This window comes from Streptomyces sp. NPDC017529, assembly GCF_044329785.1.
GTDB lineage: Bacteria > Actinomycetota > Actinomycetes > Streptomycetales > Streptomycetaceae > Streptomyces.
Genome location: NZ_JBIRJY010000014.1, coordinates 29815 through 50524, shown reverse-complemented (window position 1 = coordinate 50524; position 20710 = coordinate 29815). Strand labels below are relative to the sequence as shown.

At 72.4% G+C, this 20710-nt stretch carries 20 protein-coding genes; 11 read left to right on the top strand and 9 right to left on the bottom strand.

Annotation, left to right across the window (positions count from 1 at the left end; genetic code table 11):
- Positions 1-6: 6 nt before the first annotated feature.
- Positions 7-1491: a tRNA (N6-isopentenyl adenosine(37)-C2)-methylthiotransferase MiaB gene (miaB, locus tag ACH4K4_RS29000; RefSeq protein ID WP_398171391.1), complete on the bottom strand. Its 1485-nt coding sequence runs from the start codon at positions 1489-1491 to the stop codon at positions 7-9.
- A gap of 78 nt (positions 1492-1569) precedes the next feature.
- On the opposite strand from miaB, the gene ACH4K4_RS28995 reads away from it, so the two are divergent.
- The gene (locus ACH4K4_RS28995; RefSeq protein WP_398171389.1) at positions 1570-2568 is read left to right on the top strand and encodes a TAXI family TRAP transporter solute-binding subunit; all 999 of its coding nucleotides are present in this window, start codon (positions 1570-1572) and stop codon (positions 2566-2568) included.
- A gap of 67 nt (positions 2569-2635) precedes the next feature.
- Here ACH4K4_RS28995 and ACH4K4_RS28990 read toward each other — a convergent pair whose 3' ends face one another.
- The 4 genes from ACH4K4_RS28990 to ACH4K4_RS28975 all read right to left on the bottom strand — a co-directional run bounded on the left by ACH4K4_RS28990 (position 2636) and on the right by ACH4K4_RS28975 (position 6870).
- Complete coding sequence (locus ACH4K4_RS28990) at positions 2636-4105, bottom strand: DEAD/DEAH box helicase (protein WP_398171502.1); 1470 nt, start codon at positions 4103-4105, stop codon at positions 2636-2638.
- Positions 4106-4260: 155 nt separating this feature from the next.
- A complete protein-coding gene (locus ACH4K4_RS28985; protein WP_030070756.1) occupies positions 4261-4464 on the bottom strand; it encodes a cold-shock protein in 204 nt (67 codons plus the stop codon).
- Between the two features lie 239 nt (positions 4465-4703).
- Positions 4704-6113: a sensor histidine kinase gene (locus ACH4K4_RS28980; RefSeq protein ID WP_398171387.1), complete on the bottom strand. Its 1410-nt coding sequence runs from the start codon at positions 6111-6113 to the stop codon at positions 4704-4706.
- A 16-nt stretch (positions 6114-6129) separates the two neighbouring features.
- A complete protein-coding gene (locus tag ACH4K4_RS28975; protein ID WP_398171385.1) occupies positions 6130-6870 on the bottom strand; it encodes a response regulator transcription factor in 741 nt (246 codons plus the stop codon).
- 342 nt (positions 6871-7212) lie between these two features.
- On the opposite strand from ACH4K4_RS28975, the gene ACH4K4_RS28970 reads away from it, so the two are divergent.
- The 8 genes from ACH4K4_RS28970 (at position 7213) to ACH4K4_RS28935 (ending at position 14010) form a co-directional block, all read left to right on the top strand.
- Positions 7213-7998, top strand: a complete 786-nt coding sequence (locus ACH4K4_RS28970; protein WP_398171383.1) for an amino acid ABC transporter ATP-binding protein — start codon at positions 7213-7215, stop codon at positions 7996-7998.
- 55 nt (positions 7999-8053) lie between these two features.
- Entirely contained in the window at positions 8054-8962 is a 909-nt protein-coding gene (locus ACH4K4_RS28965; protein ID WP_398171381.1) for a glutamate ABC transporter substrate-binding protein, read from the top strand.
- Positions 8963-9231: 269 nt separating this feature from the next.
- A complete protein-coding gene (locus tag ACH4K4_RS28960) occupies positions 9232-9879 on the top strand; it encodes an amino acid ABC transporter permease (protein ID WP_398171379.1) in 648 nt (215 codons plus the stop codon).
- Complete coding sequence (locus ACH4K4_RS28955; RefSeq protein WP_398171377.1) at positions 9876-10838, top strand: amino acid ABC transporter permease; 963 nt, start codon at positions 9876-9878, stop codon at positions 10836-10838. The genes ACH4K4_RS28960 and ACH4K4_RS28955 overlap by 4 nt, the downstream gene beginning before the upstream one ends.
- Positions 10839-11007: 169 nt before the next feature.
- Positions 11008-12900, top strand: a complete 1893-nt coding sequence (locus tag ACH4K4_RS28950) for an FAD-dependent monooxygenase (RefSeq protein WP_398171375.1) — start codon at positions 11008-11010, stop codon at positions 12898-12900.
- Between the two features lie 33 nt (positions 12901-12933).
- Positions 12934-13020, top strand: coding sequence for a putative leader peptide (locus ACH4K4_RS28945; RefSeq protein WP_324607239.1), 87 nt, complete (start codon positions 12934-12936; stop codon positions 13018-13020).
- 76 nt (positions 13021-13096) lie between these two features.
- On the top strand, positions 13097-13636 hold the full coding sequence (locus ACH4K4_RS28940) for a cysteine dioxygenase (RefSeq protein WP_398171374.1): 540 nt from the start codon (positions 13097-13099) through the stop codon (positions 13634-13636).
- On the top strand, positions 13633-14010 hold the full coding sequence (locus ACH4K4_RS28935) for a rhodanese-like domain-containing protein (RefSeq protein ID WP_398171373.1): 378 nt from the start codon (positions 13633-13635) through the stop codon (positions 14008-14010). The genes ACH4K4_RS28940 and ACH4K4_RS28935 overlap by 4 nt, the downstream gene beginning before the upstream one ends.
- 297 nt (positions 14011-14307) lie before the next feature.
- On the opposite strand, the gene recX is transcribed toward ACH4K4_RS28935, so the two are convergent.
- From recX to ACH4K4_RS28915, 4 genes are all read right to left on the bottom strand, one after another.
- A complete protein-coding gene (gene recX, locus ACH4K4_RS28930; protein WP_398171371.1) occupies positions 14308-15003 on the bottom strand; it encodes a recombination regulator RecX in 696 nt (231 codons plus the stop codon).
- Between the two features lie 6 nt (positions 15004-15009).
- Positions 15010-16137: a recombinase RecA gene (recA, locus tag ACH4K4_RS28925; RefSeq protein ID WP_398171370.1), complete on the bottom strand. Its 1128-nt coding sequence runs from the start codon at positions 16135-16137 to the stop codon at positions 15010-15012.
- 238 nt (positions 16138-16375) lie between these two features.
- A complete protein-coding gene (locus ACH4K4_RS28920) occupies positions 16376-17662 on the bottom strand; it encodes an AI-2E family transporter (RefSeq protein ID WP_398171368.1) in 1287 nt (428 codons plus the stop codon).
- Positions 17663-17779: 117 nt separating this feature from the next.
- Entirely contained in the window at positions 17780-17974 is a 195-nt protein-coding gene (locus ACH4K4_RS28915) for a DUF3046 domain-containing protein (RefSeq protein ID WP_398171367.1), read from the bottom strand.
- Positions 17975-18230: 256 nt separating this feature from the next.
- Here ACH4K4_RS28915 and ACH4K4_RS28910 point away from each other — a divergent pair, with 256 nt between their 5' ends.
- Together ACH4K4_RS28910 and ACH4K4_RS28905 are read left to right on the top strand one after the other, a co-directional pair.
- Positions 18231-19157, top strand: coding sequence for a hypothetical protein (locus tag ACH4K4_RS28910; protein ID WP_398171366.1), 927 nt, complete (start codon positions 18231-18233; stop codon positions 19155-19157).
- A gap of 167 nt (positions 19158-19324) precedes the next feature.
- Positions 19325-20686 carry an MFS transporter gene (locus tag ACH4K4_RS28905; protein WP_398171364.1) on the top strand — a complete coding sequence of 454 codons (1362 nt, stop codon included), beginning with the start codon at positions 19325-19327 and terminating at the stop codon, positions 20684-20686.
- The last annotated feature ends 24 nt before the right edge of the window (positions 20687-20710 follow it).

Sequence of the window (20710 nt, the reverse complement as noted above, 5' to 3'; positions counted from 1 at the left end):
GGCCCGTCAGTCGCAGCCGCAGCCCGCCGCGGGGGCCGGCGCCGGGGCGGGCGCGCCGATCGTCGGCAGGCCGAGCATGACACCGGCCGGCTGGGCGGCCGGCGCGGCGTTGCGCTTCTCCCAGGCGTCGCCCGCACGCGTACGGCGGACGGCCTGGACCTGGCCCTCGGCGAGCAGGTGGTGCGGCGCGGCGTAGGTGATCTCGACGGTCACCATGTCGCCGGGGCGTACCGGCTCCTCGGGGCGGGTGAAGTGCACCAGGCGGTTGTCGGGCGCGCGGCCCGACAGGCGGCGCGTGGCGTCGTCCTTGCGCCCCTCGCCCTCGGCGACCATGACCTCCAGCGTGCGGCCGACCTGCTTCTTGTTCTCCTCCCAGGAGATCTCCTCCTGGAGGGCCACCAGCCGCTCGTAGCGCGCCTGGACGACCTCCTTGGGGATCTGGCCCTCCATCGTGGCGGCCGGGGTCCCGGGGCGCTTGGAGTACTGGAAGGTGAAGGCCTGCGCGAAGCGGGACTCGCGGACCGTGTGCAGGGTCTGCTCGAAGTCCTCCTCGGTCTCGCCGGGGAAGCCGACGATGATGTCCGTGGAGATGGCGGCGTCCGGCATCGCGGCGCGCACCTTCTCGATGATGCCGAGGAAGCGCTCCTGGCGGTACGAGCGGCGCATCGCCTTGAGGACCGTGTCCGAACCGGACTGCAGCGGCATGTGCAGCTGCGGCATCACGTTCGGCGTCTCGGCCATCGCGGCGATGACGTCGTCGGTGAAGTCGCGGGGATGCGGCGAGGTGAAGCGGACCCGCTCCAGGCCCTCGATCTTCCCGCAGGCGCGCAGCAGCTTGCTGAACGCCTCGCGGTCGCCGATGTCGGAGCCGTACGCGTTGACGTTCTGGCCGAGCAGGGTGATCTCGGAGACGCCCTCGCCGACCAGTGCCTCGATCTCGGCGAGGATGTCGCCGGGGCGGCGGTCCTTCTCCTTGCCGCGCAGGGCCGGGACGATGCAGAACGTGCAGGTGTTGTTGCAGCCGACGGAGATGGAGACCCACGCCGCGTACGCGCTCTCGCGGCGGGTGGGGAGCGTGGAGGGGAACGCCTCCAGCGACTCGGCGATCTCGACCTGCGCCTCCTCCTGGACGCGGGCGCGCTCCAGGAGCACCGGCAGCTTGCCGATGTTGTGCGTCCCGAAGACCACGTCGACCCAGGGGGCCTTCTTGACGATGGTGTCGCGGTCCTTCTGGGCCAGGCAGCCGCCGACGGCGATCTGCATGCCGGGCCGCGCGGCCTTCTTCGGCGCGAGCTGGCCGAGGTTGCCGTAGAGCCGGTTGTCGGCGTTCTCCCGCACCGCGCAGGTGTTGAAGACGACCACATCGGCGCCGTCGGCGTCCTTGGGCGCGGGCACGTATCCGGCGTCCTCCAGCAGGCCCGACAGCCGCTCGGAGTCGTGGACGTTCATCTGGCACCCGTAGGTGCGCACCTCGTATGTCTTCGCACTCATCTCAATCGACCAGGGTACGTGCTCCCGCCACCGGCTCGCCCCTCCCTTTCCGGTTGCGGGGCTGGCAGGATCCCGTCCATGGTCTCAGCACTCCCCCGCACCGGCGGCCGCCGGGCGCTGCTCGCGGCGGCCGCCGCGCTGGCCGCGCTCGGCCTGCTGCTCTGGTGGCTGCTGCCGCTGGGCAGCCCGCCCGGCCCGAGCGGGCGGGTGACGCTGGCCACCGGTGTGCGGTCGGGGGTGTACGCGCGCTACGGCGAGCTGCTCGAACACGATCTGCGCAAGGACCTGCCGCGGGTCGACGTGCGGTTGATGAACACCGCGGGGTCGCTGGACAACCTGGGGCACCTGGCCTCCGGGCGGGCGCAGTTCGCGATAGCGACCGCCGACGCGGTGGCCGAAAAGCAGCGCCTCGCCCCGCGGGAGGCGGCCCGGCTGCGGGCCTGCGCGCGGCTGTACGACGACTACATACAGCTGGTGGTGCCGAAGGGCTCCCCGGTCACCTCGGCCAAGGACCTCAAGAAGCTGCGCGTCGGCGTGGGGGCGGACGGCTCCGGCGTACAACTGGTCACCCGGCGGCTGATGGCGGCGGCCGGGCTCGACTTCGAGCAGGACATCGAGGCGGTGCGGGTCGGCATCGACCAGATGCCGCTGCTGCTGGAGGAAGGGAAGCTGGACGCCTTCTTCTGGTCGGGCGGGCTGCCGACGTCGGCCCTGCAGGAGGTGGCCGCGCGGCTGCCGATACGGCTCGTCCAGCTGGCGGACCTGATTCCGGCGCTGCACGGGCAGGGCGGGCGCGCCCGCTACTACCGGGCGGCCGTGATGCCGGCCGACGCGTATCCGCGGGTCCAGAAGGGGCAGGCGGTCAAGACGATCGCGGTCGCGAACCTTCTGGTGACCACCGACCGGCAGGACCCGGTGCTGACGGAGGCCATCACCAAGACCGTCATAAGGAGCCGGGACTGGATCGGGCACCAGGTGCACGCCGCGCAGAACGTGGACCTGCGTACCGCGGTCTTCACCGATCCCCTGCCGCTCCACGAGGGCGCGCGGCGCTACTACCTGTCGGAGAAGCCCTAGGAGGGCGGTGGCTGCCGATCGGCAGCCCGGGGGCGCGTATGGAGAGCCGTACGCGCCCCGGCGCGACTCATGCCTTGGGCGCCCTCGGGGTGCGCGGCCCCTTCGGACGGGAGGGGCGGCTGGCCGGGCGGCCGCCGCCCGAGGCACCGGAACCGGTGCCCGCCGCGCCGCCGGAGCCGCCGCGGCGCGGACGCCGCCGCCCGCCGGAGCCCGCGGGCTTCTGCTGGGTCTGCTGCGCGGGGACGGTGAGCACCACCGGCCGGCCGCTCGGCGCCTGCGCGCCCGTGATGCGTATCAGCTCGCTGTCGCCCGGCCGGACCCGTGCCGTACCGGGAGTGATCTTCGCCCGGGACATCAGCCGGGTCATGTCCCGGCGCTGGGCGGGGGTGACCAGCGTGACGACGGTGCCGGACTCGCCGGCCCGCGCGGTACGGCCGCCGCGGTGCAGGTAGTCCTTGGCCTCGGTCGGCGGGTCGACGTTGACCACGAGGTCGAGGCCGTCGATGTGGATGCCGCGCGCCGCGACGTTGGTGGCGATCAGCGCGGTGGCCTGCCCGGTGCGGAACTGCTCCAGGGTGCGGGTGCGCTGCGGCTGGGACTTGCCGCCGTGCAGCGCGGCAGCCCGTACGCCCTGCGCCAGCAGGTGCTTGGTGAGGCGGTCGGCGCCGCGCTTGGTGTCCACGAACATGATCACGCGGCCGTCGCGGGCGGCGATCTCGGTCGCGGTGGCCCGCTTGTCGGTGTCGTCCACGTACAGGACGTGGTGCTCCATGGTGGTGACGGTCGCGGCCGACGGGTCCACGGAGTGGGTGACCGGGTCGGTCAGGAACCGGCGGACGAGCTTGTCGACATTGCGATCGAGGGTCGCGGAGAACAGCATCCGCTGGCCGTTCGGGTCCACCTTCTCCATCAGGCGGGTGACCTGCGGCAGAAAGCCCATGTCGGTCATCTGGTCGGCCTCGTCGAGGACCGTGATGGCGACCTGGTCCAGCTTGCAGGCGCGGCGGTCCAGCAGGTCGGCGAGCCGACCGGGGGTGGCGACCAGGATCTCGGCGCCCTTGCGCAGCGCCTCGACCTGGCGGTTGATGGAGGTGCCGCCGACGACCGTGGTCGTACGCAGCCCGACCGCCGTGGCGTACGGCGCGAGCGCCTGGGTGACCTGGGTCGCCAGCTCACGGGTGGGCACGAGCACCATCGCCAGGGGGCTCTTGCTGTCCGCGCGCCGGCCCGCCGTACGGCTGAGCATCGCGAGTCCGAAGGCCAGGGTCTTGCCGGAGCCCGTCCTGCCGCGGCCGAGGACGTCCCGGCCCGCGAGGGTGGCGGGCAGCGTGGCGGCCTGGATCGGGAACGGCTCGGTGACGCCCTGCGCGCGCAGCGCGGTGAGAAGGGCCGGGGCCAGCGGCAGCTCGTCGAAGGAGACGGCGGGCGGCTGGGGGGACGTCTGCGCGGACGTCCTCGGTGCGGCGCTCTGTCGCGGTGCGGTCGCTCGGGTCACTGAAAGCCCTTCTGTGGCGGATGGGCCGAGCGCGAGCGGCATGGGGCCGTCCGTCTCGGGCCGCACGGGTACGGGGCGTACGCATGCGGGTCGTGCGGCTGCGGTGCTCACGTGCGGGGGGCACGGCCTCAGGCCGCACGGATGCGGACGGGGCCCGCACCGGCCGGTGCGGGCCCCGTCCACGGACGCTGTGTCCGTCAGGCGGGGATGATGTTCTCCGCCTGCGGGCCCTTCGGGCCCTGGGTCACGTCGAAGCTGACCTTCTGGCCCTCCAGGAGCTCACGGAAGCCCTGGGACTGGATGTTCGAGTAGTGGGCGAAGACGTCGGGGCCGCCGCCGTCCTGCTCGATGAAGCCGAAGCCCTTTTCCGAGTTGAACCACTTCACGGTGCCGGTAGCCATGTTTTTCTCCTTCATGGGGCGCAAACCGGAGACCGCACTGCACGGCCTCCCTGTCGCCGAGATGATCGCCCCACACCGGAGAAAGGTCCGGTAAAAACAAGGAACGCCCGGGGCTTCCAGCCTCCGGGCGCGCACAAAGTTCATGGGTACCACAACTGCAACACCGCCAACGGTAACACACGTCCGTGTTCCCGTCGGACCCGTACGGACGGGGCGGCTCCGGGAGCGGGTGACGGCCGTCACGGCGCGGTACGCGGCACCTCCACGGTCACCCGCAGCCCGTGCGGCCGGTGCGGCGCGAAGGTCATGGTGGCGCCCCCCGCGGCGAGCAGCGCGCGGCTGATCGACAGGCCCAGCCCCGAGCCGGAGACGTTCTGGTGGCGGCCGCTGCGCCAGAAGCGGTCGCCGACGCGGGCGAGCTCGTCCTCGGTGAGGCCGGGGCCGTGGTCGCAGACGGTGATGCGTACGCTCTCGCCGTCCGGCGCCGCGGAGACGGTGACCCGCTCCCCGGCGGGGGTGAACTTCAGCGCGTTGTCCACCACGGCGTCCAGGGCGCTGGACAGGGCGACGGGGTCCGCCCAGCCCGTCACGGCCCGCTGCCCCTCGTAGGACAGCAGCACCCCTTTGCCGCCGGCCAGCGGGCGCCAGGAGTCGACCCGCTCGGCGGCCAGCGCGGCGACGTCGACGAGCTGGAGGTCGGCGGCGGCGTGCTCGGCCAGGGCGAGGTCCAGGAGGTCGTCCAGGACCCGGGCCAGCCGCTTGCCCTCGGTGCGGACCGAGGCGATCTCCTCGTTGCCCTCGGGGAGTTCGAGCGCCAGCAGCTCGATGCGCAGCAGCAGCGCGGAGAGCGGGTTGCGCAGCTGGTGCGAGGCGTCGGCGACGAAGGCGCGCTGCTGCTCCAGCACGTCCTCGACGTTGTCGGCCATCTCGTTGAACGAACGGGCCAGGCGGCGCAGTTCCGGCGGCCCGGAGGCGGCGGCGACGCGGGACTTCATCCGGCCGGTCGCGATGTCGTGGCTCGCCGCGTCCAGGACGCGTACCGGGCGCAGCACCCAGCCGGTGAGCCGGAAGGCCGCGGCGACGGCGCCGAGCATGGCGGCGCACTCCCCCGCGCCGATCAGCAGCCAGCTGTGCAGGATGCGCGAGCGCATCTGCCCGGTGGGCGAGTCGGTGACGACGACGGCGACCACGTCGCCGTCCCGCACGACGGGCGAGGCGACGGGGATCCGGCCGCCGTCGTCCCAGGGCCAGACCTGCCGCGGGTCGTGGCTGCGGCGGCCCGCCACCGCCTCGGTGAAGGCCCGGTCGCTCTCCCCGGTGTCCGGCACGGACCAGTCGGCGGGCGCCGCCGCCATGGGCGTGCGGTCGCGGAAGAAGACGCCGGCGCGGATGCCGTACAGCTCGTGGTAGCGCCTGAGCTCCGCGCTCAGCGTCGCCTGGCGCTCGTCCTCGTCGGGCGTCTCGCCGCCGGCGCCCGGACGGGTGGTGACGTACTGGGCGAGGGAGGCGAAGCGCGCCGCGTCGTCGATCCGGTCGACGACCACCCGCTGCTGTTCGACGCCGGCGGTGATGCCGGCCAGCGGGAAGCCCAGCGCGAGCAGCACGCCGGCCAGCAGGACGATCAGGAGGGGGAGGAGTCGGGTACGCACGGGGCGGCGCGGGCCTTCAGGACGCCGGGCCGGCCGGCGTCACGGCGGCCGGGGGCGCCACGAGCCGGTACCCGACCCCGCGCACCGTCTCGATCAGCGCGGGCATCCGCAGCTTCGCGCGCAGCGAGGCGATGTGCACCTCCAGCGTGCGGCCGGTCCCCTCCCAGCTCGTGCGCCACACCTCGCTGATGATCTGCTCCCGCCGGAAGACCACGCCGGGACGCTGCGCGAGCAGGGCGAGCAGGTCGAACTCCTTGCGGGTCAGCGGTACGGCGGTGCCGCACACGGAGACCTGGCGGGTGGGCAGTTCGATGGTGACGGTGCCCAGCCGCAGCGCCTCCTGGGTGGCGCCCTCCTCGGCGGGCGGCTCGCCGGGGGCCGGCGGCGCCGTCGTGTTGCGCCGGCTGACGGCGTGGATGCGGGCCAGCAGTTCCCCGGTGTCGTAGGGCTTGACCACGTAGTCGTCGGCGCCGAGGTTCAGGCCGTGGATTCGCGACCGTACGTCGGAGCGCGCGGTCACCATGATCACGGGGCTGCTGCTGATCCGCCGGATGCGCCCGCACACCTCGAAGCCGTCCTGGTCGGGCAGGCCCAGGTCGAGCAGGACCACGCCGAAGGGCGCCTGCTCGCCGGGGAGCAGGGCCCGCAGGGCCTCCTCTCCGCTTCGCGCGTGCGTGACGTCGAAGCCGTGCCGGGCCAGCACCGCGGACAGGGCGGCCGCGACATGATCGTCGTCCTCCACAAGCAGCAGCCGCATCGGCCCCCCTTTCCCGTAAGCGCGTACCCGGACGCGCAGATCCGGGCGCGTGGGTGCATAGGTGTGCGCCCGTACGCGGAGGCGTACGCGCGCCGGCCGTCCAGCGACAGGCCACAGGGCATCTAGGACGATGGACGGTGCGCACGTCAAGAGCCTGTCCCCGGTTGGACGGTTCCGTTATCCAGCCGGTACCACGGCCCGCGGAGGCGGCCGCGCCCCCTTCACGCCGCGTGTCCCTCCGCGGCCGTATCGTTATGCTCAAATCCCGCTCAGATGTAATGACGCTGGTCGCAGGGCGTTATTAGGGTCCTCCCCAACCGAGGAGGACGGAGCTGTACGCCGATGAGCGAAGTATCGGTGACCAAGAGCGACAAGGGCCCCGCGCCGGCGGGCGACCCGTTGGTCGTGCTGGACAACGTGAACAAGCACTTCGGCGCGCTGCACGTACTCCAGGACATCGACCTGACCATCCGGCGCGGTGAGGTGGTCGTGGTGATCGGGCCCTCCGGGTCCGGCAAATCGACCCTGTGCCGCACGATCAACCGCCTGGAGACCATCGACTCCGGCTCGATCTCGATCGACGGCAAGCCGTTGCCGCAGGAGGGGCGCGAGCTGGCACGGCTGCGCGCCGACGTGGGCATGGTCTTCCAGTCCTTCAACCTCTTCGCACACAAGACGGTGCTGGAGAACGTGATGCTGGGCCAGACCAAGGTGCGCCGCACCGACAAGAAGGCGGCCGAGGAGAAGGCGCGGGCCCTGCTGGACCGGGTCGGTGTCGGCATCCAGGCGGACAAGTACCCCGCCCAGCTGTCCGGCGGCCAGCAGCAGCGGGTGGCCATCGCACGGGCCCTGGCGATGGACCCCAAGGTCATGCTTTTCGACGAGCCGACCTCCGCACTGGACCCGGAGATGATCAACGAGGTGCTGGAGGTCATGCAGCAGCTCGCCCGGGACGGCATGACGATGGTCGTGGTCACGCACGAGATGGGCTTCGCCCGCTCGGCCGCCCACCGCGTCGTCTTCATGGCGGACGGCCGCATCGTCGAAGAGGCCGAGCCGAACCAGTTCTTCAGCAACCCGCGCAGCGACCGGGCCAAGGACTTTCTCTCGAAGATCCTCCACCACTGACCACGCGGCCGGTCATCATGATTGCCAACTTCCGCTGAATCGAAGGATGTTCACCATGAGGATTCGTAAGACGGCCGCGGCGGGTGCGGTGGTGCTCGCGCTGACGGCGACGGCGACCGCATGCGGCGGCGAGTCGGGCACGGCCGGCGACAAGGCGTCGGGCGGGGAGGTCTACAGCGGGACGTACCCGGTCAACGACAAGGCGAACGTGAACTCGCCGGCCTGGAAGAAGGCCAAGCAGGCCGGGAAGATCGTCATCGGCGCCAAGGCCGACCAGCCCTACCTCGGCTTCCAGGACACCACCGGCAAGCGGACCGGCTTCGACATCGAGATCGCCAAGATGATCGCCGCCGACCTGGGCTTCTCCGAGAAGCAGATCGAGTTCAAGACGGTCGACTCCAACGTCCGCGAGACCGCGATCTCCAAGGGCCAGGTCGACTACTACGTCGGCACGTACACGATCAACGACGAGCGCAAGAAGCAGATCGACTTCGCGGGCCCGTACTACACCGCGGGCGCCGACCTCTTGGTGCGCAAGGACGACAAGTCGATCACCGGCCCGGACAGCCTCAAGGGCAAGAAGGTCTGTTCGATCGTCGGCTCCACCCCGCTCCAGGAGATCAAGAAGCCGAAGTACGGCGCGGTCACCACCGAGCTGGCCAAGTACTCGCTGTGCGTCAAGCAGCTCCTCGACGGCCAGGTGGACGCGGTCACCACGGACGACGCGATCCTCAAGGGGTACGCGGCCGAGCGGCCCAAGAAGCTGCGGGTCGTCGGCAAGCCGTTCACCAAGGAGCCGTACGGCGTCGGCCTGACGAAGGGCGACAAGGCGCTGCGGGACGCGATCACCGACGCGCTGGAGAAGCACATCAAGAACGGCGACTACAAGAAGGCCTACGAAGGCACCCTCGGCAAGTCCGGGACCAGCTTCGTCACGCCGGAGACGCCGCTGCCGCGCGACTGACCCGCGCCACCCGCACCACCCGCCTTCCGTAGCCGCACGCCCCGTACGCCGCCTCGGCGGGCGTACGGGGCGTGGGTGCCTGAGGCTCCGCCCCGGCCGCACACCCGTACCGCCGTCCGGGCCCCCGCGTATCCCGTCGTACACCCGTACGCGGCGTACGGAAGTACCCGCACACCCGACCGCACTCCCGTACGCCGCGCACCGCGCACGCCCCACGCCGGGCCGTCCATCCGTCCGCCGCTGACCCTGACCGCTACCGCGGAGAACCCATGAACGTACTCCTCGACTACCTCCCCGAGTTCCGCGACGGGTTCCTCGGAACCGTGTCGCTCACCGCGGCCAGCGCGGCGCTCGCCATCCTGCTGGGCCTCCTCATAGCCGGTTTCCGGGTCTCGCCCGTGCCCCCGCTGCGTGCCTTCGGGACAGCCTGGGTGACGCTGCTGCGCAACACCCCGCTCACCCTGCTGTTCCTGGTGGCCTTCTTCGTCGTCCCGCAGGTCCTCTTCCCTGGCACCAGCCCGTTCGTGCTCGCGACCCTGGCGCTCGGCTTCTACACGTCCTCGTTCGTCTGCGAGGCCGTGCGCTCGGGCATCAACACCGTGCCGCTGGGCCAGGCGGAGGCCGCGCGCAGCATCGGGATGACCTTCATCCAGACGCTGCGCATGATCATCCTGCCGCAGGCCACCCGCACCGTGATCCCGCCGCTGAGCAGCATCCTGATCGCGCTCACCAAGAACTCGGCCATCGCGGGCGCCTTCAGCACCACCGAGCTGTTCAACGTCTCCAAGCTCCTCAACGACCAGGGCCGGCCGATCGGCTGGATCTTCCTCTGGATCGCCCTCGCCTACTTGATCATCACGTTCGCCATCAGCGGCATCTTCCGGCTGCTCGAACGCCGCCTGGAGGTGGCCCGATGACCAGCGTCCTGTACGACGCCCCGGGGCCCAAGGCCAAGGTACGCAACCGCGTCTACACCGTGGCGGGGGCGCTCGCCGTCCTCGGCCTGATCCTCTTCGTCGTGCTGCGGCTGGCCGCCAAGGGCCAGTTCGAGCCGGGGATGTGGAACATCTTCAACAACGCGGGCGTGCGGACCAACATCCGCAACGGCGTCCTGACGACCCTCCAGGTCTTCGCGGTCGCCGCCGTGCTCTCCCTGGCGCTCGGCGTGCTGCTCGCCGTCGCCCGGCTCTCGGACCACAAGCCGGTGCGCTGGCTGGCGACCGGGTTCGTCGAACTCTTCCGTGCCGTCCCCCTGCTGATCACGATCTACGCCCTGTGGGTGATCCTGCTCTCCTACAAGGAGGAGCTGGGCCTGACCGGCGACACCCCGCAGTTCTGGGCGCTGGTCGTCGGCCTGACCGTCTACAACGGATCGGTGCAGGCGGAGGTGCTGCGCGCCGGCATCAACTCGGTGCCCAGGGGCCAGCGCGAGGCGGCGTACGCGCTCGGCATGAGCAAGACGCAGGTCATGACGACGGTGCTGATCCCGCAGGCCGTCCGGGCGATGCTCCCGACGATCATCAGCCAGCTGGTGGTGACCCTCAAGGACACCTCGCTCGGCTACGTCATCACCTTCGAGGAACTGCTGTACACGATCCAGCAGATGGCCAGCACCATCGTCGTCAACGACGAGAACCCGTACGTACCTATGATCATCGTCGCCGGTGCGATCTACGTGGCGATGTGTCTGGCGCTGTCCGGGCTGGCCAACTGGATCGAGCGGCGCGGGCGGCGGGCCAAGACCGGCATCGTGATGGCCGGCGCCGCCGAGCCGGTCACCGCGGCGGACGCGCTGGACGTGGCCGACGGCCACGCGGAAGGACCGGCCGCCACCCGGCGGCCACCGGACCTCCCCGGCGCGGGCGGCGGCGCCTGAGGCTGACGGTGTGACACCGTGGACGGGGGCAGTGACGCGTGCGCCGCTGCCCCCGTCACTTGACGCGGGCGCCCGCAATGGGTTGCATACGCTGTGTGATCGCGCACCGGGCTCCAACTGCCAGTTCCCGTACGTCCAGTAAGTACCTGCGGACCGGGAAGGCCGCGCCGTGGAACCGGTGATCGTGGTCGGGGCCGGGCCCGTCGGCCTCGCGCTCGCCCTCTCCCTCGCCCGCCTCGACGTACCGTGCCTCGTCCTGGACGAGGCCGCGGGCCCCGGCGACCCCCGGCCCGCCCGTACGGTCGTACTGCGCCCGGACACCACCGCGCTCCTGAGCCGGCTGGGCTGCGGGCCGGCCCTGGACCAGGCCGGCACCCGGTGGACGGCCTGGCGCTCGGTGCGCCGCCGCAGGCTGCTGGAACGGGTGGAATTCGGCCCCGACATCCCCTCCCCCGTGCACGTGCCGCAGCACGCGCTGACCCAGGCCCTGCGGGCCGCGCTCGCGCGCGAGCCCCTCGTCCAGGTCGTCGGCGGCTGCCGGCTGGACGAACTGCGGCAGGACGAGCGCGGGGTCAGCGCCCACACCCGCGGCGCCAGCGGGATCTGGTGGCGCGGCAGTTACCTGGTCGGCTGCGACGGCCCGCGCTCCACGGTCCGCAAGCTGCTGGAGATCCGCTTCCCCGGCCGTACGGCGGTCGAGCGCCACGCGGTGGCGGCACTGCGCACCGAACTCCCCTGGCCCGGAGAGGCGTTGCTGCACCGCGCGCCCGCGCGGCAGGGGGGCGGCGGCTCGGGCGGCGAGGTGACGGCCCGGCCGCTGCCCGGCGGGGTGTGGCGGCTGGACTGGCTGCTGCCGCCCGGCCGGGACCTGGTCACTCCGGACGCTCTGGTGGCCCGTATCCGCGATTCGCTGGCGGTGTGGACCGCCGAGGCGGCGGCGGGCACCGGGTCGGGCGCGAGCGCGGGCCCGGAAGTGCGCGCCGGCGCTGCGCCGGCGCACGCCCCCAAGGACTCCGGCGGCCCGCTCGTCCCGCCGTACGAACTGCTCGACACCGGCGTGCACACCGTCCACCACCGCCTGGCGCGGCGCTGGCGGCGCGGGCGCGCCTTCCTCGCCGGGGACGCGGCGCACCTGCTCGGCGCGCTCGGCACCCAGGGCCTGGACGAGGGGCTGCGGGACGCCGAGAACCTGGCGTGGAAGCTGGCGCTGGCCTGGCACCAGGGCGCTTCCGAAGCCCTGCTGGACAGCTACCAGGCGGAGCGCAGGGGCGCGGTCACGGCCCGGCTGCGCGCCGCCGACCAAGCGCTGCCGCTGCTGCGCGACGGCGAGCGCGGCGGCCGCTGGCGGGCCGTGCTCCCCGGGGCCGCCCGCGGGCACACGGCCATGCTCACCGACGGGCACCTGGGGCGCGGGCCGCTCGGTGCGCCCCCCGCGTACGCCCGCTCCCCGCTGGCGCCGGTCACCGATCCCGCCTGCACGGTGGCGGTCGGTACGCGGCCCGGCGCGCCGGTCGCCGACGTCCCGGTGACGGCCCCGGACGGCTCACAGGTACCGCTGAGCCAACGGCTCGGCCGAGGGCTGCTGGTAGTGCTGGTGGCGCCCGGCACGGGCGTGTGGGAGCAGCGGCACTGGAAGTCCGCAGGACTGATGCCACGGCTGTCCAAGACGGTGACCGCACTGCCGATGCGGGCCGAGGTGCTGGTCGCGGAGGCGTATCCGGGCGCGGTCGCGCACACCGTGCTGGTCGTACGGCCGGACGGGCACCTCGTCGCGGCGCTGGGCGGCGTCCGCCCGGCGGAGCTGTACGCGTGCGCGGACGCGGTACGGGGCGGGGCGGCGGGGCCCGAAGGGCCGGGGAGCGCGCCGGGCGGGCCGGAGGGACGGGCCGAGGCCCTGGCCGTCCCCGCGGGCGGGGCGGCCGGTACGGCTTCCCCGGGACTGTTCTCCGACGTGCGGCCGGCCGAGGAGCTGCCGCCGCCTTCCGGAGAGCCGTTTCCGCATGTGGAGGGGGACGCCGCCCGGGACGTTTCCGCGGCCGAGGTCCGGTCGATCGGCGGTTGACCCTGCGGGAAGCCCCGTGCTTGACTCCGGAACGTGACGGAGAACGGTTCGCGATTCTGGCGGAGGGTCCATCTGGACCTGGTCCGCTACGCGGGCTGCGTATGTCGTCCGTCCTGCTGATCCGCCTTCTTTCCCCGCGCGCCGCCGCGTTCCACGCCGCCCGCGCGCCCTTTAGCGATCATTCAGGACGGTTCCTGTGCCCGACGTACGTACTCCCGCGCGCCCGCGGCCTCCCGCCACCGGCGGACCCGGCGCCGCCGACCTCCTCGACTTCGTCCGCCGCACCGCCGCGGACACCGCACTCGTCGCCTCGCTCCCCCTCGATCCCGAAGGCCGCACCTGGATCCGCCTGGACGGGCCCGGCGGCAGCGAGGCGTGGCTGATCGGCTGGCCGCCCGGCACGGGCACCGGCTGGCACGACCACGGCGGCTCGCACGGCGCGTTCGCCGCCGCCGCGGGCGAACTGACCGAGCAGTCGCTCACCGCCCGACTGCCCACCGAGGGCTGGAAGACGCTGGAACTGGCGGACGGCGTGGACCGGGAACGCAAGCTGGCCGACGGCCGCGGCCGCGCCTTCGGTCCCCACCACGTCCACCAGGTACTCAACGTCTCCGAGGACACCCACGCCGTCTCGGTGCACGCCTACTACCCGCCGCTGCCGCTGATGCGGCGCTACAGCCGCACCGGCCCGGTCCTGCGGCTCGAAGAGGTCGAGCGCCCGGAGGACTGGTCGTGAGCGCGGTCGACGCACTTCTGAAGGCGGCGCGCGCCGAACTGGAACGGGTGACACCGCAGCAGGCCGCGGCGCTCCAGCGGGACGGCGGGCTCCTGGTGGACATCCGTTACGCGGCCCTGCGCGAGCGCGACGGCACGATCCCCGGCGCGCTGGTCGTCGAGCGCAACGAGCTGGAGTGGCGCCTCGACCCCACGGGCGACCACCGCGCCCCCGAGGCCACCGGCCACGACCGGCCGGTCGTGGTGGTCTGCAACGAGGGTTACGCGTCGAGCCTGGCCGCCGTGTCCCTGCGGCAGCTGGGCCTGTACCGGGCGACGGACCTGGCGGGCGGCTTCCAGGCCTGGCGCGCGGCGGGCCTGCCGGTCTCCGGCTGAGGCACACGGGGACCGGGCGGCCTTCCGGCCCGGTCCCTGCCCGGCCCGATCTCTGCCCGACCCGATCTCTGCCCGGAGCGGGCCATGCGGGGGCAGAGGTACGTCCAGAGAGGGGTACGTCCGGAGCGGGCCGTACGGGGACGGTGCACGTCCGGAAGCGCATGGCTCGGCGGTGCGCCGCGAAGTACGTCGCGTCCGCTTACGCCACGTCTTCGTACGCCGTATCCACCTACGCCTACGCTCCGTCCGCGTGAGCCCCGTCCGCACGTCGGACTCGCACCGGCCTCGGCCTCGCCCTCACGCCTCGGGCAGGTGATACTCCATCAGCTCCGGGTCCTCCCCCTCCTCCTCCAGCGCCTGCCGGACCACGCGCAGGGCCAGCCCCTCGGCGTACCCCTTGCGGGCCAGCATCCCCGCCAGGCGCCGTATCCGCTTCTCCCGGTCCAGGCCGCGGGTCGTCCGCAGCTTGCGGTCGACCAGCTCGCGGGCCGTGCGCTCCTCCTGCTCGGAGTCCAGCTGCCCGAGAGCCGTGTCCACCGTCGCCGGGTCCACGCCCTTGGTCCGCAGTTCGCGGGCGAGCGCCCGGCGCGCCAGCCCTCTGCCGTGGTGGCGGGACTCCACCCAGGCGTCCGCGAACTTCGCGTCGTCGATCAGCCCCACCTCCTCGAAGCGGGACAGCACCTCCTGCGCGGCCTCCTCGGGGATGCCCCGCTGGTGCAGGGCCTCCCCGAGCTGCTTGCGCGTCCGCGCCGACCCGGTGAGCAGGCGCAGGCAGATGGCCCGCGCCTGCTCCTCGGGCGTACGCGGCGGTCCCGCCTCGGCCCTCGACGAGGAGGAACCACCGCCGTCCTTGCGTTGGCCACGGTTCTCGGCGCCACCCGCGGCGCCGCCGCTCCCGGCCCGGCCTTCGTCGCCGTCACGCCCCCCGTCGTGACCGGCTCCGCCGCCGTGGCCGTAGCCGTGGCCGTCGGGCCATTCCGTTCGCCGCGTCACGGTGGACTAGTTCTTGGCCGCGGCGGCCTTGGAACCCTTGGCGCCCTTGGCGGCCGGTGCCGGTACGGACTTGGCCGGGACCTCCGCGCCGGCCTCCGCACCCGCCGCGTCCGCGCCGGGCTCCGCCAGGTCCTGCGGCTTCACGCCGATGCCCAGCTTCTCCTTGATCTTCTTCTCCACCTCGTTGGCGAGGTCGGGGTTGTCCTTGAGGAAGTTGCGGGCGTTCTCCTTGCCCTGGCCGAGCTGGTCGCCCTCGTAGGTGTACCAGGCGCCGGACTTGCGGATGAAGCCGTGCTCCACGCCCATGTCGATCAGGCCGCCCTCGCGGCTGATGCCCTGGCCGTACAGGATGTCGAACTCGGCCTGCTTGAAGGGCGGGGCGACCTTGTTCTTGACGACCTTGCAGCGGGTGCGGTTGCCGACCGCCTCGGTGCCGTCCTTGAGGGTCTCGATACGGCGGATGTCGATGCGCACCGAGGCGTAGAACTTCAGGGCGCGGCCACCGGTCGTGGTCTCCGGCGAGCCGAACATCACGCCGATCTTCTCGCGGAGCTGGTTGATGAAGATCGCGGTGGTCTTGGACTGGTTGAGCGCGCTGGTGATCTTCCGCAGCGCCTGGCTCATCAGACGGGCCTGGAGACCCACGTGGGAGTCGCCCATCTCGCCCTCGATCTCGGCCCGGGGCACCAGCGCGGCGACCGAGTCGATCACGATGAGGTCGAGCGCGCCGGAGCGGACCAGCATGTCCGTGATCTCCAGGGCCTGCTCGCCGTTGTCCGGCTGGGACAGGATCAGCGCGTCCGTGTCCACGCCCAGCTTCTTGGCGTATTCGGGGTCGAGCGCGTGCTCGGCGTCGATGAAGGCGACGGAGCCGCCGGCCTTCTGCGCGTTCGCCACCGCGTGCAGGGTCAGGGTCGTCTTACCGGAGGACTCCGGGCCGTAGACCTCCACCACACGGCCGCGCGGGATGCCGCCCACGCCGAGCGCCACATCGAGAGCGGTCGACCCGGTGGGGATGACCTCGATGGGCTCGTTCGGGCGCTCGCCCATGCGCATCACTGCGCCCTTGCCGAATTGCCGTTCAATCTGTGCGAGTGCGGCGTCCAACGCCTTCTCGCGGTCAGTGCCTGCCATGGCTTCCACCCGGTTTGCTTGAGTCGATCGCTTCACGTCCACGACGCTAACGCCTGCCACTGACAATGCGCCCGGACCCGGCTCCGGCCTGTGGATAACTCCCGGGAACTCGGGCGGAAACACGGGTCGGACGTCTCATAAGAATAGATGTTCGATTTTGGTGTCAAGCGCACCACTACGGACGCACTGCCGTCGCCGGCGAGGACGTCACGGCCGCCGCGGCCCCCGCGGCGCCTCCCTAGACGTCCTTGCCGCCCTTGCCCTCCTCCTCACCGGCCCGGCCGTTTCCGTTCCGGCCGTCCATGTCCCTCTCGTCGCCGGTCCCGCGCCCCTCCAGCGGCGCGGCCGGCGGCTCGGCGTGCAGGGAACGCCGCAGCCGCCGCAGGGCCGAGGAGGCGCGGCGGCGCCGCCCGCCGCCCTGCACCCGTACGTCGGCCGTGACCTCGTACCGCTTCACGTACGCCCCGAGGAACGCCTGCAGCGTCGCGGTCGCCGGGATGGCGATCAACGCGCCGACCGCGCCCATCAGAGCCGTACCGGCGATCACCGACCCGAAGGCGACGGCCGGGTGGATGTCCACGGTCTTGGCCGTGATGCGCGGCTGGAGAAGGTAGTTCTCGAACTGCTGGTAGACCACGACGAAGCCGAACACCCACAGCGCGTACCAGGGATCGACGGTGAAGGCGATCAGGATCGGCAGCGCGCCCGCGAGGTAGGTGCCGATGGTCGGGATGAACTGGGAGACCAGGCCCACCCACATGCCGAGCGCGGGGGCGTACGGGACGCCCAGGATCTCCAGCAGGACGTAGTGCGCGATGCCGGAGATCAGCGCCATCAGACCGCGGGAGTACAGATACCCGCCGGTCTTGGCGACCGCGATCTCCCAGGCGCGCAGCACCTCGGCCTGCCGGGACGGCGGCAGGACGGAGCACAGGGCTCGGCGCAGCCGGGGGCCGTCGGCGGCGAAGTAGAAGGAGAACAGCGCCACCGTCAGGAGGTTGAACAGGCTGCCCAGGACGGTCGCGGAGACGGCCAGCACGTTGTTGGCGCTGTCCTGGACGTACTTCTGCAACCAGTCGGATTTGAGCAGGTTGTTCTGCACCTCGACCCGCGAAAGGTGGGTGTGGAAGGTGGCGTTGATCCAGCTGATCACCGAATCCAGGTACTGCGGGAACTCCTGCACCATGGTGGCGATCTGTCCCGCGAGCATCGAGCCGAGCAGCGCGAAGAAGCCCGCGGTACCGACGAGTATGCCCAGGAACACCAGGCCCGTGGCGGCCCCGCGCCGCAGGCCGCGGGCGGCCATCCAGTCCACGGCCGGCTCGACGGCCAGGGCCAGGAAGAAGGCGATCAGCACGTTCAGCAACAGCGAGATGAGCTGGTGGAACGCCCAGCTCGCGAGCTGGAAGCAGGCCACGAGGGCGAGCGCCAGCACCATGGCGCGGGGCAGCCAGCGTGGCATCCGCGCTGCGGGCTCGCCGGGTCGTCGGTCGTCGTGGCTGGTGGGATTCTCGGTCGCTGGCACGGGCCAAGTGTCGCGCACGGGACTGACAACCCCCGCCCTGCCCCGCTCGCCGCGTCCGTCCGGTACCGCCCGATACCTCCGTGCGGGCGCCTCCCGGCCCTCCCGGCGCCCCGCGGCTCAGCGCTTGTCGTACGGAACGTCCATCGTCACGCAGACCACCCGCCAGACCTCCTTGGCGTCCCACCCGGCCGCCAGCGCCTCGTGGACGGTCCGCCCGCCGAGTCCCGACATCACGTGATCACGCGCGAAGGAGTCGGCGTAGGACTCGCCGAAGTGCTCCGCCATCCGCTCCCAGAACACCGTCAACCGCATACGCTCCACTCCCGCACTCACTCTGACCTGCACGTTTTCGTACCGCACCGCCCCCGCTGCCATGACGGCGCGACGTCGTGTCCCCACGTCGGGCATGAAGTGCGTGTAGGTACGCAGCGTAAAGCCCGGGTCGGCGCGCCGAAGCCGCGCCCGCTGCCGGAAGGCCGTCAACCGCGTACGTCCCGCCCCCCGCCCCTGAGAGTGCAGCCGCGCCGCTGCCGCTGCCGGTGGGCGGCCGCGGCCCTACCGTCGGGGCATGGCGGAAAACGGAGCACCACAGCCGACCTCACTGGCGCGAGCCGAGCGCTTCATCTGGCTCACTGCCAGGGTGCTCGAACAGCGCCGCTTCGCGTACCACTTCCTGGACGGGACGGCGGACGGCGTCGAGGCCGCGCTCGCCGCGTACGCGAACCCCGACGGCGGCTACGGGCACGCCCTGGAGCCCGACCTGCGAGGCCCGGTCAGCCAGCCGCTGCACGCGGCGCACGCCCTGTACGTCCTCGACCTCATCGGGCGCTGCGGCGGGCAGCGGGCCGAACGGGTCTGCCGCTACCTGACCGAGGTGTCGACCGCGCAGGGCGCGCTACCCGCCGTGCATCCCTCCTTGCGCGGGTATCCGGCCGCCCCGTGGATCCCGGTGCCCGACGTCCCGACGAGCGATCTGCTGGCCACCGGGCCCGTCGTGGGCCTGCTGCACCGCAACGAGGTGTGGCACGCCTGGCTGTTCCGCGCCACGGACTTCTGCTGGCAGGCGGTGGAGTCCCTGGAGAGAACCCACCCGTACGAAGTCGAGGCGGCGCTCGCCTTCCTGGAGGGCGCGCCGGACCGGCCGCGCGCCGAGGCGGCAGCGCATCGATTGGGGGTTCTGGTGCGCGAGCAAGGACTGGCCCTCCTGGAGCCGGACGAGGCGGCGCATACACCGGTCTCCGAGGGCTACGCACCAGGTGAGCACCACTTCGCTTACGACTACGCGGCCGCGCCCGGTGCGCTCGCCCGCCGTTGGTTCACGGACGCGGAGATCGACCGGGCCCTGGGCCACCTCGCCGCCCTCCAGGAGGAGGACGGCGGCTGGCCCTTGAACTGGCGCGTGTGGGCTCCCGGGACCGCTCTGGAAGGCCGCCCGATGGTGACGGTCAAGGCGCTGCTGACCCTGCGCGCCTACGGACGCCTCACTGCCCGGTAGCGCGCTGCACGCCGGGGCCGTTCACGTCCCGGAGCGGGAACGCGATCGAAGTCCGCCGAGCGCGGCGGATGCCGCCGCGGCCGCCGGGGCACCAGACTCGTGCCACCGGGGCCGACCGGGGTCCCGGCCCAGCACAGGTGTCCGGCGCACGTGAGGAGCCGTTCGGCATGGCGGATGGCAGAACGCGGTACAGCCCGGACGCGGGTGGCGCCGGGGACGTGCCCCGGGCCGCCGGGGCATGGCGCACCACCTGGCTGCTGATCGTCTTCATGCTGATCAACTTCGCCGACAAGACGGTGATGGGCCTGGTCGCGAACCCGGTGATGGCCGATCTGCACCTCACCCGCGAGCAGTTCGGCACCGCGTCCGCCGCGTTCTTCGCGCTGTTCAGCCCGGCGGCGCTCGGCGGGGCGTTTCTCACCCGCACCGTACGCACGCCGGTTCTCCTGTTCGGCATGGTGCTTCTTTGGTCGGCGGCCCAGTTGCCGATGCTGTTCGCCGCGGCCGGCTTCGGGGTCCTGATCGCCACCCGGGTGCTCCTGGGCGCGGCGGAGGGGCCCGCGACGCCGGTGGCCGTGCACCACCTGCACGGCTGGTTCGAGCAGCGGGACCGTACGCTCCCCACCGCCGCGCTCCTGGTGGGCGCGACGGCGGGCGTCGCCGTCGCGGCGCCGGTGCTCGGGGCGGTGACCCACGCCTGGGGCTGGCGCTGGGCGTTCGGCGTGGTCGGCCTGGCAGGGCTGCTGTGGGCGGCGCTCTGGCACCGGTACGGCAAGGAGGGGCCGCTGGCGCCCCCAGTGGGGCGGCGGCCCGCCGGTGCCGTCTCCGAGGACGGCGGCCCGGTTCCGTACCGGAAGCTGCTGCTCTCCGGTACCTGGCTGTCGGCCGCCGCCGGTGCCTTCGCCGCCTACTGGACGGTGTCGGCCTCGCTCACCTGGGCCGCCGACTACTTCCAGGAGGTCGGCGGGCTCGGGCTGCGGCAGGCCAGCCTGCTGATCATGCTGGCCGCGTTGGCCAAGGGCGCCGCGATGCTGGTCCACGGCCTGCTCGTACAGCGGGCGGGCCGACGCGCGGCAGCCGGCCTGCGCGCCCACATCCCGCTCCCCCCGGGAGTGAAGAACGGGTTGGTGCTGCTCTTCTCGGGGGTGGCCACCCTGGCCTTCGCCGCGACGGACGTGCTGTGGCTGAAGGCCGTCCTGCTGCTCGGCCCGATGGCCGTCTCGGACATCATCATGACGGTGGCGCAGACCTCGGTTTCCCGGATCTCCCCCGCGGAGCGGCGTGGCGTCGCCCTCGGCACGCTGACCTGCGTCTTCGCCCTCGCCGGCATCCTGGCGCCGCCGCTGACGGGGCGGCTGGTGGACGCCGGGGAGACGGTCGCGGACGGGTACCTCGGCGCGTACGGGGTGATGGCGGGCCTGGTGATCGCGGCAGGTGTGGTCGTGGCGCTCTTCCTGCGTCCCGAGCGGGACGCACGGCGGTTGGGGGTGCCGGAAGCCACGCTTCCGAGAGCCGGGGAGACCGCCTAGGAGAAGACCTGGACGGGGCCCATC